Source organism: Streptomyces sp. NPDC001858, assembly GCF_053594615.1.
In genome coordinates this window covers 74,168-88,034 of record NZ_JBSFEV010000014.1, presented here as the reverse complement: position 1 = coordinate 88,034, position 13,867 = coordinate 74,168, and the positions used below count along the sequence as shown (strand labels likewise).

Genomic DNA, 13,867 nt, shown 5'->3' with positions numbered 1-13,867 from the left:
CAAGAGAAGGGCAGGACACGACATGACGTCCGCCGTGAGCGCGGCCGACCTCGCACCGAGGGCCTACGCCTGGGAGATCCGGGCCACCGGGCTGAAGGTCAGGGTCGGCAGGAAACGGATGGCCGTCGACGGCCTCGACCTCTCGCTCGGCACCGGAGTGCACGGACTGCTCGGCCCCAACGGGGCGGGGAAGACCACCCTCATCCGGACCCTGGCCACCGTGCTGCGTCCCACCGAGGGCGCCCTGGAGCTGTTCGGCGAGTCCGTCGGCGGCGCGGCCGGCCGGGGCGGCCTGGGCGAGCACCGTGCGCTGCGCCGCCGGATCGGCTATCTGCCGCAGGAGTTCGGCTACTACAAGCGCTTCACCGTGCGCGAGTTCGTCGAGTACATGGCCTGGCTGAAGGAGGTGCCGAAGGCGGAGATCCCCGCGGCCGTGCAGCGCGCCGTGGAGCGGGTGGGTCTCGCCGACCGCGCCGACGACAGGATGAAGGCCCTCTCCGGCGGCATGGTGCGCCGGGTCGGCATCGCCCAGGCCATCGTCAACGACCCGACGATTTTGCTGCTGGACGAGCCGACGGTCGGTCTGGATCCGGCGCAGCGGCTGCGCTTCCGCCAGCTGTTGCAGGAGTTGGGCACGGACGCCTGCGTGCTCGTCTCGACCCACCTGGTGGAGGACGTCGCCGCCGCCTGCACCGACGTGGTGCTGTTCGCCGAGGGACGACTCGTCTTCCAGGGCACCCCGGACGACCTGGCGGCGGCGGGCGGCCCCGAGCACCCGGGCGACAGCCCCCTGGAGCGCGGCTACTCGGCGCTGCTTCTCGACCCCGAGCAGACCAGGGAGACTTGGTGAACCATCGCGTCCTGCGCATCGAGCTGAAGCGCTCCGTCGCCCCGTGGGCCGGCGCCGTCGCCCTGATGGCGCCGCTGGCCTTCCTGTACCTGCTGAACGGCGTGTGGCGGACGGGCACCACGGCGTGGACGGCCCAGTGGACGTCGCTGGCCCTGTGGACCCGCGCCCTGCTGTTCTACCTGTGGCCGCTCGCCGTGGGCCTCGGCGCGCTGCAGGGGCTGCGCGACCACCGCTCGAAGATGTCCGAGCTGCTGACGAGCACGCCGCGGCCCGCCCGCCACCGTGCGGCCGTGCTGGCGGGCACGACGGCCTTCACCCTGGCCTCGGCCTTCGCGCTCCTCGTCGTCGTCGGCGCGGTCCAGGTGGTGGCCCACACCGGGTACACGCACCTCCGGTGGCTGCCGATCTCGCTGGTCGGGGCGCTCTCTCTCGTCGCGGGGGCCGTGCTCGGCATGGGGGCCGGGCGGGCGCTGCCGTCCGTGCTGACCCCGCCCGCGCTGACCATGGGCGCCTTCGTGTTCACGGCCCTCATGCAGATGTCGTTCGGCCGGGCGGAGACGGTCACCGAGACGGGGATCACGATCACGGAGCCGAACCCGGTCTCGCTGCTGTCGCCGGCGGTGCAGGACGTGCGCGACGTGCTCGTCACGCTCTCCGCCTCCGTGCACGTCGGGCAGACGATCTGGCTGCTCGGCATGGCCGCGACCGGCTTCGCGCTGCTGGTCGCCGCGACCCCGCGCGCCCGGCTGGCCGCCCTGACGCCCGTCCTCGCGGGCGCGGTGATCGCCCTGCTCGTCCTCCCGTCCGACCCGCACCGGATCTACGTCGTCGACGAGGCCGCCGCGGAGCTGGTGTGCGACGGCCCGGTGTGCGTGACGAAGACCCAGCGGGGACGGCTTGCCGACCTCGCCGGTCCCGGCGAGAAGGCGCTGCGCCTGCTGCACGGCGTGCTGGGTGCTCAAGCGCCGGTCTCGGTGCGGGAGAACGCCACCGTGCTGCCGGAAGGCACCACACCGCAGTGGTCCCGCACGACCGTGCTCTTCGACTTCGACGACGACGTCATCGCCGCCGCGAAGGGCGAGGAAGTCACCCTGGCCCTGGTCGCCAAGGGCATGGTGCCGGGATGCACCCCCACCGGCTGGACCAGCTTCGGGCCGGATCTGTACGCGCAGACCGTCGCCGCGGGCTGGGTCCTCGGGGACCTCGAACCGCTTCCCGGCACGCTGCCGGCAGGTCTGCGCGACGAGGTCGACGCCGAGACCCGCCCGGTGTGGAAGGAACTCAAGGCGCTGCCACGGGCCGCACAGGTCGCGCGGATCGACGCGATGCGCGCCGCCGCGCTCTCCTGCGAGGGCGACCCGTTCGAGGTGCTGTCCGGGGGTGCGTCCCGGTGAGATGGCTTGCGCTGTACGCACGCTCGCGTCAGGTACCCGCGTCGCTCGCCGCGGTGGTGATCGGCGCGGTGGCGGTGTGGGCGCTCGCCCGGGACGGGGGACAGGGGCCCGATGATCCCCGACCGTTCGTCCTCGTCCTCGCCGCGGGGGCGATGGCGGCCTCGATCGGGCTCAGCGGGCAGGACCTCACGCTGGACCGGACGGCCGCGATCCGCTGGGCGCCGCGCAGAGCGGCGCATGTGCTGCTGGCCGGCGCGGTCGTCGCCGCGGCACTGCTGACGGTGCAGAGCATGGGCGGAGGCGGGGTCGGGGTTGGGGTCGGGGTCGGGGGCAGGGGTGGCGGGGACATGGCCGCCGTCGCGTTCGTCGTCCGGGACAGCGCGGGCCTGATGGGACTGGCCGCCCTGGGCGCGGCGCTCTCGGGCGGCCAGTACGCCTGGACGCTGCCGTTCGCCTGGCTCTCGTTCTCGTTCTTCGCGCCGCCCCCGACGAGCGTGCCCACGCGGGTGGCGAACTGGATGCTGCTGCCGGCCGGCACACCGGCGGGCGCCTGGACGGCCCTGGTCCTGACCGTCGTCGGCACCGCGGCCTACGCCGTCGCGGGACCGAGACGGTAGCAGCGCTGCTCGGCCGGGGCCGAGCTGAGGCCTACGGTCGCCGGTACGGGACGGGGGATGCGGGCGGTGGCCGTGGCGGTGGCCGTGGCCGTGGCGGCCTGTGAGCGGTTTCGCGCGAAGACGACGAGGCGCAGCACCGCGAATCGCGCGACGCCGGCGAGTGCGGAGGCCGACAGATAGACGATCTGTTCGAGCACCGCACCCGGCGCCGCCACGAGCTGGTGCAGGGCGACCATCGCCGCGCAGGTCACCGCGTACGCGGCCACGGCGGATCCCGCCGACTGCGTGTGCTGGCGCCAGGTCGCGTGTCCGCCCGCGCCGAAGGTGAAGCGGGCGTGCAGCTCGGTGGCGAGGAGCGTGGAGACCACGGTGATCAGGGCGTTGGCCAGGCCCCAGGGAATCCAGGCGGCGAGGGCCGCCACGGCGAAGCTGGAGGCGAGCCCCACCCCGCCGCCGCAGACCACGAAGCGGGCGAAGGCGGCGAGGGCGCCGGGCGCCGCCTGCTGCCGACTCTGCACCGTCTCCATGATCCGACCCCCTTGACCGCCCACCGATGTTTCCTGTGATGGAAACGCTACGTTGCATTCATATAACTGGCAACGAAGTTATTGCACGCCATCACGATCGTGGCAGGTAGAAGGCGTGAAATCGTTGCAATAAGCTGTAGATAACGCAATGATCCCCGGCCTGGCCGTTGCGATGAGCTGAGGGTGAACGCTATGCCTGAGCGTCTCGGGGGCGTATCGAAAATCGGATACGTCGCCGCAACGCCCCGCCGCCTCCCATGGGGACATGAACCCCACCGCAGCCGAATCGGCATCCGCAACGGCACCGCCCCGCCGCACGCGCAAGATCGTGCTTCTCAGCGTGGCGATCCTCGCCTTGGCGAGCGCCTTGTTCGCCGTGCGGGGGCCGCTGATGATGTCCGCTCCCCGGTGTATGGCCGGGCGCTGGCACGGCTGCTACGACACCTTCAACGGTGTGGTGCTCATGACGCTGGTCGCGCTGCCGTTGGCCGTGCTGCTGGCGTGGGGCCTGGCGCGTCTTCGGCGTGCCGCCGACGACGGGACATCGGCATGGCGGATCTCGCTGGCCGAGGTGGGCATGGTCCACGGGACGGTGCCGTTCCTGTGGCTGACCCTGATGCCCGGCGCCGCGCCCGGCATCGCCCCCGCCCGGGTGAGCCTCGTACCGCTGCGGGACCTGGTCACGATGGGACCGCTCGGGATCGTCGGCAACCTGCTGGTCTTCGCGTCGCTGGCGTTCTTCGCCCCGATGCGGTTCGCGGCGCTCGCGTCCGTGCCGCGGATCCTGGCGCTCGGGGCGGGCTGCTCGGTCCTGGTCGAGACCGCGCAGTTCGTCCTGCAACTCGACCGGGTGTCCTCCGTGGACGACGTCCTGGTCAACGCCACCGGCGCCGTACTGGCCGGGCTGGCCTCGCGCCGCTGGTGGCGCACCGCGCATACGCCGGCGATATGGCGCGCTGCCTAGGCTTCGGGCATGCGCGTACTGATCGTGGAGGACGAGCCCTACCTGGCCGAAGCCGTCCGTGACGGTCTGCGGCTGGAGGCGATCGCCGCCGACATCGCCGGCGACGGCGACACCGCCCTGGAACTGCTCAGCGTCAACTCCTACGACTTCGCCGTCCTCGACCGTGACATCCCCGGGCCGTCCGGCGACGAGGTCGCCCGGCGCATCGTCGCCTCCGGCAGCGGCATCCCGATCCTCATGCTCACCGCCGCCGACCGGATCGACGACAAGGCTTCCGGGTTCGAGCTCGGGGCCGACGACTACCTCACCAAACCCTTCGAGCTGCGGGAACTCGTCCTGCGGCTCAGGGCGCTCGACCGCAGACGCGCGTACGCCCGGCCCCCGGTCCGTGAGATCGCGGGCCTGCGGCTCGACCCCTTCCGCCGGGAGGTCTTCCGGGACGGACGCTATGTCGCCCTGACCCGTAAGCAGTTCGCCGTCCTCGAAGTCCTCGTCGCCGCAGAGGGCGGGGTCGTCAGCGCCGAAGAGCTGCTGGAACGGGCCTGGGACGAGAACGCCGACCCCTTCACCAACGCCGTGCGCATCACCGTCTCCGCGCTGCGCAAACGACTCGGCGAACCATGGATCATCGCCACGGTGCCCGGCGTCGGCTACCGGATCGACACCGAAACGGACTCATGGACGGACGCCCGATGAACGACAGGCGCCCCTTGAACAGACGCCAAGGGCGCAGCGCCCGGCTGAAGCTCACCCTCAGCTATGCCGGATTCCTGTGCGTCGCCGGGACTCTCCTGCTGGCCGTCATGTGGGTGTTCGTGCTGCGCTGGCTGCCGACCAACGATCCCGAGGCCCTCCAGAAGTCGTTCGGCGCCGTGATCATCGTCGGGCCCGACCGCTCCGACCTCCTGCGCGGCTTCGCCCCCGCCGCGGCCACCGCGCTGGCCTTCCTCCTCGCGTTCGGCCTCCTGGGCGGCTGGATCCTCGCCGGCCGGATGCTCGCACCGCTCACGCAGATCACGGCTGCGGCGCGGATGGTCGGGAACGGGTCGCTGTCCCACCGGATCCGGATGGAGGGCCGCCAGGACGAATTCCGTGAGCTCTCCGACGCGTTCGACTCGATGCTCCGACAACTCGAGTCCCACGTCGCCGAGCAGCAGCGGTTCGCCGCGAACGCCTCCCACGAGCTGCGCACCCCGCTGGCGATCTCGCGGACGCTGCTCGACGTCGCCCGCAAGGACCCCACACGGGACCGGGGCGAACTCATCGAACGCCTGCACGCTGTCAATACGCGGGCGATCGACCTCACCGAGGCCCTCCTGCTGCTCAGTCGCGGCGACCGCGCAGACCTCACCCGCGAGAGCGTCGACCTCTCCCTCGTCGCCGAGGAAGCCGCCGAAACGCTGCTTCCGCTCGCCGAACAGCGCCGGATCACGCTCGACGTCACCGGCGGAGCGGCCCGGACCAGCGGCTCCGCGGAACTGTTGCTGCGGGTGGTGACGAACCTCGTCCAGAACGCCATCGTCCACAACCTCCCCGCCGCCGACGGCGGCGGCGCCGTGACCGTCCACACCGAGGCGCTCGGCGACACGAGCGTGCTGCGGGTCGAGAACACGGGCCGCCCGCTCCCACCCGACCTGGTGCCGAACCTCACCGAGCCCTTTCGGCGCGGAACGGAACGCGTACGCACCGACGAGCACGCCGGCGTCGGCCTCGGCCTGGCCATCGTGCACAGCGTCGTCCGCGCCCACGACGGCACCCTCGACCTCGCCCCCCGCCCCGGCGGCGGCCTCCGGGTCACCGTCCGGCTGCCCAGCACGCCGTAGCCAGGGGTGACTGTCGACGGCCACCCCTACTTCGAGCGCACCGCGGCGGGCGGCGGATCCACCCGGGCCGTGCGGTCGTCCTCGTCGACGTCGACTTCCGTGATCGTTCCGGCGGGAACGTCTCGTGGGCGCAGGCCGCCGACCAGACCCGCGATCACCACGGCGATGCCCAGCCATACCCACGGCCCCGGCACCCCCACGCCCGAGACGGTGCCGACGGCCGCCGCCGCCAGCGGCGCGATGCCGGTCAGCAGCCCGGCCCGCCCCGCCCCGACGGAGCGCACCGTCGAGTACCACAGGACGAAGGCGACCGCCGTCACCATCAGCGCCAGGTAGCCGACGGCCGCCCACTGCGCGCCGGTCAACTCCCTTGCGGCCGAAGGCCCTTCCCGCGTCGCGCCGAGGACGGCCAGCAGCACACCGCCCAGCCATGTCGCGTGTACGGACACCCCCCACGGGGTGTGCCGGGGCAGCACCGGCACCGCGAGCAGCGTGAACGCGGCCTCGCAGCCCAGAGTGACCGCCGCCCAGGCCACCCCGACGGCATCGGTACGCCCGGTGCCCTCCACCAGCACCGCGCCCGTCATCACGACCGGCGCCGCCAGCAGGACGTGCCGACTCGGCCGACGGCCCTCCAGCAGCGGGCCCACCACCCCGAGAACCAGGGGCACACACGCCACCGCGACGGCGACCACCGCGGGCTCCGCATGCGCGACGCCCCGGACCACGGCCACGTTGAACAGCACCAGACCGGTCACCGCGAGCCCCGTCAGCCACAGCCACTCGCGGCCACGCGGCCACACCAGGCGAGCACCGGCGAACCGCGCCACCACCAGGAGGATCACGGTCGCCGCCGCGTACCGGACGGCCTGCGCGGTGAACAGCGGGGCGTCGACGAGCGAGTGCGAGACCGTGACGCTGCTGCCGACCAGCACCATCCCGACCATTCCTGGGACGAGCTGGGCGAATCGCGGGGAAGGTGTGTCCATGCCGTCCACCCTGCCGTCACAATGGACGCCATGGGCAGGTCCACAGAGCCACCGGCCAAGGGGTCCAAAAAGCCACGCGCGACGACACCCCGGGCGCCCGAACCGGTGTCCGAATCGGCGCCCGAACCGGTGTCGGATTCCGCCTCCGTCGCGGGGATCGGCTCGGACTTCCTCCAGCTGGACATCGGCCAGGCGCCCTCCGGCGGGCGTACCGCCTGGCTCGCCGACCGGCTGCGGTCGGCCATCGCCGACGGCCGGCTGCCCGTCGGCACCCGGCTGCCCGCCAGTCGGGTGCTCGCCGAAGAACTGCGGGTCACCCGGGGCGTGGTCACCGAGGCCTACCGGCGACTGGCCGAGTCCGGTCAGATCGCCGGCCGCGGCCGGCTCGGAACCGTCGTCGTGGCGGCGCCCGCCGCGCCCCGCGAACGCGCCCCCGGCGCGACGGAGACCGGGCCCGCGTTCTTCGGCTCGGACGACCGCGACGGCGTGGTCGACGCGCTGCGCGCCCTGCCCTGCCGGATCGATCTCTCGCCGGGCGTCCCCGACCTCGCCGCCTTCCCCCGCACCGAGTGGCTGCGCGCCGAGCGCGCCGTCCTCGCCGGGGTCACCCCGGCCGACTTCGGCTACGGCGACGCCCAGGGCGCCCTCGCGCTCAGACGGGCCGTGGTCGGCTGGCTGGCGCGCAACCGCGGCATCCGCGCCGACCCGGACGAGGTGGTGGTCGTCGCGGGTGTGGCACAGGCCCTCGGCCTGCTCGGGCAACTCCTGCGGGCGGACGGGATCCGCCGTATCGCCGTCGAGGACCCCGGATCCCTGGGAGCGCGCCAGCAGTTGGAGTACGGCGGCCTGACGACCGTCCCCGTCCCCGTGGACGCCGGCGGCCTGGACGTCGCGGCGTTGCGCGCCGACGGCGCCCGTGCGGTGCTGCTGACTCCGGCCCACCAGTTCCCCACCGGCGTCGTCCTCGACGGGGAACGCCGTCGCCGCCTGCTGAGCTGGGCGGCCGGGGGTGGGGTCGTCATCGAGGACGACTACGACGCCGAGCACCGCTACGACCGGTCGCCCGTGCCGGCGCTGCGCTCGCTGATGCCCGAGGGCGTCTGCTACGCGGGCAGCGTGTCCAAACTCCTCGCGCCCGCGCTGCGGGTCGGCTGGCTCCTCGTACCGCCGGCCCGGCTGGAGGCCGCCGTGACCGCCAAACGCTACGCCGACCTCGGAAACGGCATCCTCACCCAGCTGATCCTCGCCCGGCTGATGGACTCCGGGGAACTGGAACGGCACTTGCGCCATGTCCGGCTGCGCCATCGTCGGCGCCGGGACGTGATGCTGCGGGCCATCGAGACGCACCTGCCCGGCGCCCGCGTCCACGGGGCGGCCGCCGGCCTGCACCTGATGGTCACCTTCGACGACCCCCGCGGCGGCTTCCGCGACACCGACCTCGCCGCGGCCGCCCTCGCCCAGGGCGTCAAGGCGCACCCGCTGTCCTGGCACCGGATCAGCCCCGGCCCCCCGGGCCTGGTCCTCGGTTACGCGGCCGGCCCCGCCCACGAGATCGAGGAGGGCATCGCCCTCATCGGCACCGCCCTGCGGAACCTCACCCGCACCCGGCGTGCGCACCGCTGAACGGCAGAATGCTCACCGACCGGGCGAGTTCGATCCGGAATGCCGTATTCCCCCTGTGGGGGAGAAGATCCGCCCCTATCCTGTCATTTGATCATCTGACGGACGCCGCGCACGGGCGCCCGAGGCTAGGGAGAGCGATGCCTGAGACCAACTCCGCACCGGAAGTTCTGCTGGAGTTCCCGTCCGAGTTCGCCTACGAACTGATGGAGCAGGATGTCGTCTGGCCGTATGTGCGTGAGGACCGGATCGATCCCGCGCTGGTGCCTGCCGTGGTGCTCGCCGTGACGACCGCGGTGTCGACCGTCGTGGCGACGAAGCTCACCGACAGCGCCGTCGCCTCGCTGACCGCCGCGATTCGGGGCTGGCTGAAGCAGCGGGAGGCGGACGACCCGCCGACGCTGCGCACGTCGGACGACGACACGGCGCTGGTGATCGACGCGGACACCACCGACGAGGAGATCGCCGCCTACCTCAGGCGCGTTCGTGGGGACCGGCCTGACCAGGGATGAGCCCGTGGCCGGGCCCGAGCCCGAGCCCACGGCTGACGATCACCGTCGCGCGTACGAACTGTGGACCGAAGGCCGTCGGCTGCTCGATCGGCGAACCGAGCCCACCCTCACCAAGGCCGTCGCCCTCCTGACGACGGTGCTCGGCATGATCCCCGCGACGGAACTGCGTGCGCTGGTGCACCACGATGTGAGCGTCGGGCATTGGCGGCTGGTGCGACTGGGCATCCCGGGACACGCGGTGCAGGCCGTCGACCACGCGCTCCTGGCCTGCCAGACGGATGTCGGCTACGTCCTGCAAGGGTCCGTCGAGGATTTCGAACGGGATGTGAACCTTCTCGCCGACACCGTACGGCTGGAGGGCGTCGACCTGGCTCGGCTCCGTGCGGCGCAGGCCTTCCTGGACCGGCATCGGTTGATCCTGCGCGGCCTGTCGGCGCACGGCGAACTCCAGCAGGCGGTCGCCGAGGGCCGTCTGCAGCTGATGGGGACCGGGCCGAAGCCGATCCTCCAGGAGCACGTCGACGAGGCGCGCGACGCGTTCGAGCGCACGCTCCGGCTGCTCGACGAGGACGAGCAGCCGGATCGGCACCGGATCGCCCTGACACTGACCAACCGGAGCTTTCTGGAGTTGCTCTCCGCCCACGGGCCGGCGGCCTTCCACAACGCGCTGGATCTCGCGTTCGCCGCGGAGGAGGCGCACCCGGACGAACTCGTCGAGGGAGCCTCCCTGCGCGTCAGGGTGCTCGCCTGTCTGCACCGGTCCGGGTTCGCCGAACTGCCGCAGCCCGACCGGTGGCGACTCCGACTTCGGCTCTGGCGACGGTGGGCGGGCGACTGGCTCCAGGAACTGGACGAACCGACGCCGGACGACTCCGTGCGACCGCCGCTCTCGGACTGGTTCGGCTACCTCCTGGCCGCAGAAGCCGAGGACATCCCGCTCTCCGGGGATCTTCCCGGCGACGCCCCTCTCCCGGCGGAGGTCAGGGAGTACGCGTCCGCTCTGCTCCTCGTCGGGGGCTACCCCCTGGGCCTGGTCGTGATCCTGATGGGATACCGGCTCGGCGGACGGGTGGTGCCGCCGGAAGAACTGGTGGTCACGGAGTGGCAGGACGCGGCGCGGGATCCGTCGTCCATGGGGATGCTGACGCAGTTGGCGTCCCGGGTGGCCGCCGTGGTGCTCGCCGGACAGCGCGGCGAGGAGTCGGCCCTGCCGGAGTTGATGTCCCTCTTCGCATCGCTGGACGCGGCAGACGTGCCCGAGGCCGCCGGCTACTTCCTCCATGCCTGCATGGAACTGGCCGCGAGCGGGGCACCCGGTGCGCGCTGGGACGAGTTGCTGTCCTTCATGTACGACCTCGCCCTGCGGCTGCCGGAATCCGAGCGGTACGAGGCCATGTTCACCGGCTGGCGGACCATCATGCCCGTCGCCGTCGATATGCGGCACGAGCGCATCGCGGCACGGTGGACCCGGGAACTGGTCCGTCTCGCCGAGCACGCCTGGCGGTCCGAGCCCTCCGACGTCGCCGCCTACGACGTCCTGCGCGCCGAACTGCAGGCGGCCAAGGTGCGGACGCTGATCGAGGGGGACGACATGGACGACGTCGTCGCCGACCTGGGCCGTCGCGTCGAGGAGCATCGTCGCGTGGACGAGGCGGCGGCCGTGGCGCTGGAGGCCGATCTGATCCGGGTACGGGCCCTGGTCGCCCAGGAGTGCGCGGACGCCTCCGCCCTCGTGACGCATCACGCGGGCGGTCTGCGGCTGATGGCGGCGCACCCCGAACTGAACCTCGGCTCCTGGACGGCAGCCGCCGTCAACCTGATCAACGCCGTCGCGGACACCACGCTGTCGACGGCGGAACCGTTCGGACGGGAGACCGCACTCGCGGCCCGGACCCTGTTCGACGATCTGCCCGGCGTACTGAGCCTCGGCGAGAGGGGAGTGGCCGCCCTGGCGGCGTTGACCCAGCGCTGGATCGCCGACCTCGCAGGCCTGGGCCCCGAGGACATCCGCCTGGCCACGGCCATGGTGCGCACGCATCGGGCCGAGGAGAGCTCCGGGCCCGACGTCCATGTGACCACCCAGCTCGGAACATGGGAGACGTCGCTCGTCGAAACCCTCAAGGCCTGCGCCCGCTACGGCGAGCAGGGGCATACCGAACAAGCGGCGGTCACCCTGCTGGGCTGGCTGTTGGCCAACGCCGACCGGCCGGTCCACGACCGCCGGGCGAGGCTCGGTCACTGGACGGTGGCCAAGGTGCTCGAAGAGTTCGTGCGCGCCTCCGAAAAGGTGTCCGAACCGATCAAGGCGGCCGTCCGCTACGCGGTGGGCGAATGCGCGCACCATGCCGGCCTGCGCGACGTCGCCCGGGAGTATCTCTCCCTCGCGTTGGAGGAAGCCCGGTCGATGCCGGATTCGCTGATCCCCGCCGACGCCATCGAGAGCGACTACGCGATGCTCATGATCGAATCGGCCGCGTCGGCCGGCGATCGCGCGCAGGGCCTGCACTGGCTGCGTGTGCTGCTGCGCAGTCCGATGGCCGAGCTCCCGCCGTCCGCGGTCCAACAGGCGCTCGCGGTCACGCTGCTGGCGCGGAAGTTCGGCCCCGAGGACCTGGTGGAGGAGGCGCAGACGGCACTGCGCGCACTGCGGCGGGCCGTCGCCACGGACACGCACCGGGACATGGACATGGCCGTCCGGTCCCGCGCGCCGGTGCGCCGGGCGGAACTGCTGCTGGTGACGGGCGACACCGTGGCGTTGGCCGAAATCCTGCCGGAGCTCGACGAGTTGGCACGGGCTGCGATGCCCGCGCTGGAGGCGCACATCAGACAGATACGGGTGTCCGCCCTGATGCGCCTCGGGGACGTCCGCGGCATCCGGGCCGAGCTCGACCGGCTGACCTTCCTCCAGGACGAGGCGATCGGCGTGGCCGCCCGCTTCGACGAACTGACCCATGACGACCACTGCGACACGGCTCAGTTGATGGTCGCGGCGGCGGCAGCGGACGCGAACGACATCCCCGCCGTGGTCGAGGTGCTGGAGCAGGGCCGCCTCCGGCTCCTCAGACGACTCCGGCTGGGCATCGACGAGGAGACAGCCGACGCGAACGCCGACCTGGACACCGAAGGCACCGACCTGTCGGAACGCGCCGTGTGGGACTACCTGGCCGCACGCGCGAGCGAACCGCCCCCCGTGGAGTTCGGCATCGCGAGGGAGGACTGGCAGCACATCTTCCAGGACATCGACGCCGGCGGCGCTGTCGAGGTCGCCGACCGCTCGGGCATCGTCACCTATCAGTTCGTCCACGACGGCCGCCTCCGGATGGTTCATCTCATAGCCGGTCGACGCGCACTGACCTTCGGTCCCCTCGACATCGCCGACCGGGATGTGTTCGGCGCGGACAACCAGGAGTTGCTGCACAGTGTGGGCTGGTCGTGGGCGTCGGCCCTGCGGGAGTGCGCCGACCAGGGATTCGCTCCGCAGGACCTGCGGCCGATCCTGATCGCGGCCGGTGAGCGGCCGGAGCTGGCCCTGTTCAATGAACAGGTGTTCGCGGCCGTGACTCTCGTCGAATTCGGGGAGCCCCGGAGGCTGAACCACCTGCCGAGCGTGCGGTTCGCCCAGCCACGCGAACCGGACCCCGTCGACGCCGGTGCCACGGAACGACCGGCCCGGCTGCTGCACATCGGCGATGCCTCGAACACGCTGCTGGGTCCCTGGCTGGAGGCGGCGGCGCTGCGGGAGATCGCGGGACTGGAGGTCCGCAGTCTGCTGGGCTCGGACTCCAGCGCGGAGATGTTCGGCCGACACCTTCCCGACGCCTCGGTCATCGTCGCCAGCTGTCACGGCGCACAGGGCCGCGGCGGCCTGCTCGGATCCTCGCTGATGATCGGCGCGGACGGCCTGTCCGTGCTGGACATCGCCACCAAGCATTCCCTGGCCCACATCGACATGCTCTTCCTCGCCTCGTGCGAGATGGGCCGTCGGCTCGACGAGCACCATGAACGCGAGTCGGTGTCGTTCTCGAACGCGGCGCTGGTCTCCGGCTGCCGCCATGTCGTCGCACCGATCCTGCCCGTCAACGACCTGATCTCGGCGCTCGTGGTGGCCGAGTTCGGCCGCCGACTGCCCGCCGACGGCAGCCTGGCCGCCTGCCAGGGGGCGCTGGACGCGGTGCGCGCCATGACCCGCTCCGACGCCGAGGACCGCATGCACGCCCTGTGGGAGCGCCTGGCCGGGTCACCGCTGGCCGAGCGGATGCCCTGGCCCGTGAAGAGCGCCGCCCGCGTCCTGGAACGAGGGGTCGCCCGAGCCCTGCGGCCCGGTGCCCACCGGCCGACGTTCTGCATCTCGAAGAACGGCTGACGGCACCACCAGGAGACCACCAGGAGACCACCGGGAGACCACCAGGAGGAGTTCCCATCGACACGCAGCAACAGCCGGAACCCGAAGCCGTACGCCTGGGACGGGCAGCGCTCGCCCTGATCGCCGACGCGCAGACCTCGGACGATCCGGCCCTCCTCGACGAAGCCGTCGTCCTCCTCGACCGGGCGATCGCCGACACACCGCACAA

At 72.2% G+C, this 13,867-nt stretch carries 11 protein-coding genes; 9 read left to right on the top strand and 2 right to left on the bottom strand.

The genetic code is table 11. The features are described 5' to 3' along the window. Positions 1–22 precede the first annotated feature (22 nt). The 3 genes from ACWCPF_RS21425 to ACWCPF_RS21415 are packed head-to-tail and all read left to right on the top strand — an operon-like array spanning position 23 to position 2,861. On the top strand, positions 23–850 hold the full coding sequence (locus ACWCPF_RS21425; RefSeq protein WP_451046648.1) for an ABC transporter ATP-binding protein: 828 nt from the start codon (positions 23–25) through the stop codon (positions 848–850). Further along, positions 847–2,244, top strand: a complete 1,398-nt coding sequence (locus tag ACWCPF_RS21420) for a hypothetical protein (protein WP_451046647.1) — start codon at positions 847–849, stop codon at positions 2,242–2,244. Before ACWCPF_RS21425 ends, ACWCPF_RS21420 begins: the two co-directional genes overlap by 4 nt. Further along, positions 2,241–2,861 carry a hypothetical protein gene (locus tag ACWCPF_RS21415; protein WP_451046646.1) on the top strand — a complete coding sequence of 207 codons (621 nt, stop codon included), beginning with the start codon at positions 2,241–2,243 and terminating at the stop codon, positions 2,859–2,861. Before ACWCPF_RS21420 ends, ACWCPF_RS21415 begins: the two co-directional genes overlap by 4 nt. Here ACWCPF_RS21415 and ACWCPF_RS21410 read toward each other — a convergent pair. Beyond that, complete coding sequence (locus ACWCPF_RS21410; protein WP_451046645.1) at positions 2,834–3,388, bottom strand: hypothetical protein; 555 nt, start codon at positions 3,386–3,388, stop codon at positions 2,834–2,836. The genes ACWCPF_RS21415 and ACWCPF_RS21410 overlap by 28 nt on opposite strands. 265 nt (positions 3,389–3,653) lie before the next feature. Between ACWCPF_RS21410 and ACWCPF_RS21405 the strand changes: the two genes are divergently transcribed. From ACWCPF_RS21405 to ACWCPF_RS21395, 3 genes are read left to right on the top strand one after another with little or no spacing between them, the layout of a single operon-like run. Further along, positions 3,654–4,352: a VanZ family protein gene (locus tag ACWCPF_RS21405; protein ID WP_451046644.1), complete on the top strand. Its 699-nt coding sequence runs from the start codon at positions 3,654–3,656 to the stop codon at positions 4,350–4,352. A 9-nt stretch (positions 4,353–4,361) separates the two neighbouring features. After that, the gene (locus ACWCPF_RS21400; protein WP_451046643.1) at positions 4,362–5,048 is read left to right on the top strand and encodes a response regulator transcription factor; all 687 of its coding nucleotides are present in this window, start codon (positions 4,362–4,364) and stop codon (positions 5,046–5,048) included. Between the two features lie 14 nt (positions 5,049–5,062). After that, positions 5,063–6,175 carry a sensor histidine kinase gene (locus ACWCPF_RS21395; RefSeq protein ID WP_451046642.1) on the top strand — a complete coding sequence of 371 codons (1,113 nt, stop codon included), beginning with the start codon at positions 5,063–5,065 and terminating at the stop codon, positions 6,173–6,175. A 26-nt stretch (positions 6,176–6,201) separates the two neighbouring features. Here ACWCPF_RS21395 and ACWCPF_RS21390 read toward each other — a convergent pair whose 3' ends face one another. Continuing rightward, a complete protein-coding gene (locus tag ACWCPF_RS21390; RefSeq protein WP_451046641.1) occupies positions 6,202–7,164 on the bottom strand; it encodes a DMT family transporter in 963 nt (320 codons plus the stop codon). A gap of 21 nt (positions 7,165–7,185) precedes the next feature. Between ACWCPF_RS21390 and pdxR the strand changes: the two genes are divergently transcribed. The 3 genes from pdxR (at position 7,186) to ACWCPF_RS21375 (ending at position 13,659) form a co-directional block, all read left to right on the top strand. Then, positions 7,186–8,787: a MocR-like pyridoxine biosynthesis transcription factor PdxR gene (gene pdxR / locus ACWCPF_RS21385; RefSeq protein ID WP_451046640.1), complete on the top strand. Its 1,602-nt coding sequence runs from the start codon at positions 7,186–7,188 to the stop codon at positions 8,785–8,787. 137 nt (positions 8,788–8,924) lie between these two features. Further along, positions 8,925–9,296, top strand: a complete 372-nt coding sequence (locus ACWCPF_RS21380) for a hypothetical protein (RefSeq protein ID WP_451046639.1) — start codon at positions 8,925–8,927, stop codon at positions 9,294–9,296. Positions 9,297–9,300: 4 nt separating this feature from the next. After that, positions 9,301–13,659 carry a hypothetical protein gene (locus tag ACWCPF_RS21375; protein WP_451046638.1) on the top strand — a complete coding sequence of 1,453 codons (4,359 nt, stop codon included), beginning with the start codon at positions 9,301–9,303 and terminating at the stop codon, positions 13,657–13,659. The last annotated feature ends 208 nt before the right edge of the window (positions 13,660–13,867 follow it).

What these genes read in the sequence shown, in the direction of transcription:
- ACWCPF_RS21390 (WP_451046641.1), bottom strand. Translation starts at nt 7,164, where the DNA reads ATGGACACACCTTCCCCGCGATTCGCCCAGCTCGTCCCAGGAATGGTC.
- pdxR (WP_451046640.1), top strand. Translation starts at nt 7,186, where the DNA reads ATGGACGCCATGGGCAGGTCCACAGAGCCACCGGCCAAGGGGTCCAAA.
- ACWCPF_RS21425 (WP_451046648.1), top strand. Translation starts at nt 23, where the DNA reads ATGACGTCCGCCGTGAGCGCGGCCGACCTCGCACCGAGGGCCTACGCC.
- ACWCPF_RS21410 (WP_451046645.1), bottom strand. Translation starts at nt 3,388, where the DNA reads ATGGAGACGGTGCAGAGTCGGCAGCAGGCGGCGCCCGGCGCCCTCGCC.
- ACWCPF_RS21380 (WP_451046639.1), top strand. Translation starts at nt 8,925, where the DNA reads ATGCCTGAGACCAACTCCGCACCGGAAGTTCTGCTGGAGTTCCCGTCC.
- ACWCPF_RS21400 (WP_451046643.1), top strand. Translation starts at nt 4,362, where the DNA reads ATGCGCGTACTGATCGTGGAGGACGAGCCCTACCTGGCCGAAGCCGTC.
- ACWCPF_RS21405 (WP_451046644.1), top strand. Translation starts at nt 3,654, where the DNA reads ATGAACCCCACCGCAGCCGAATCGGCATCCGCAACGGCACCGCCCCGC.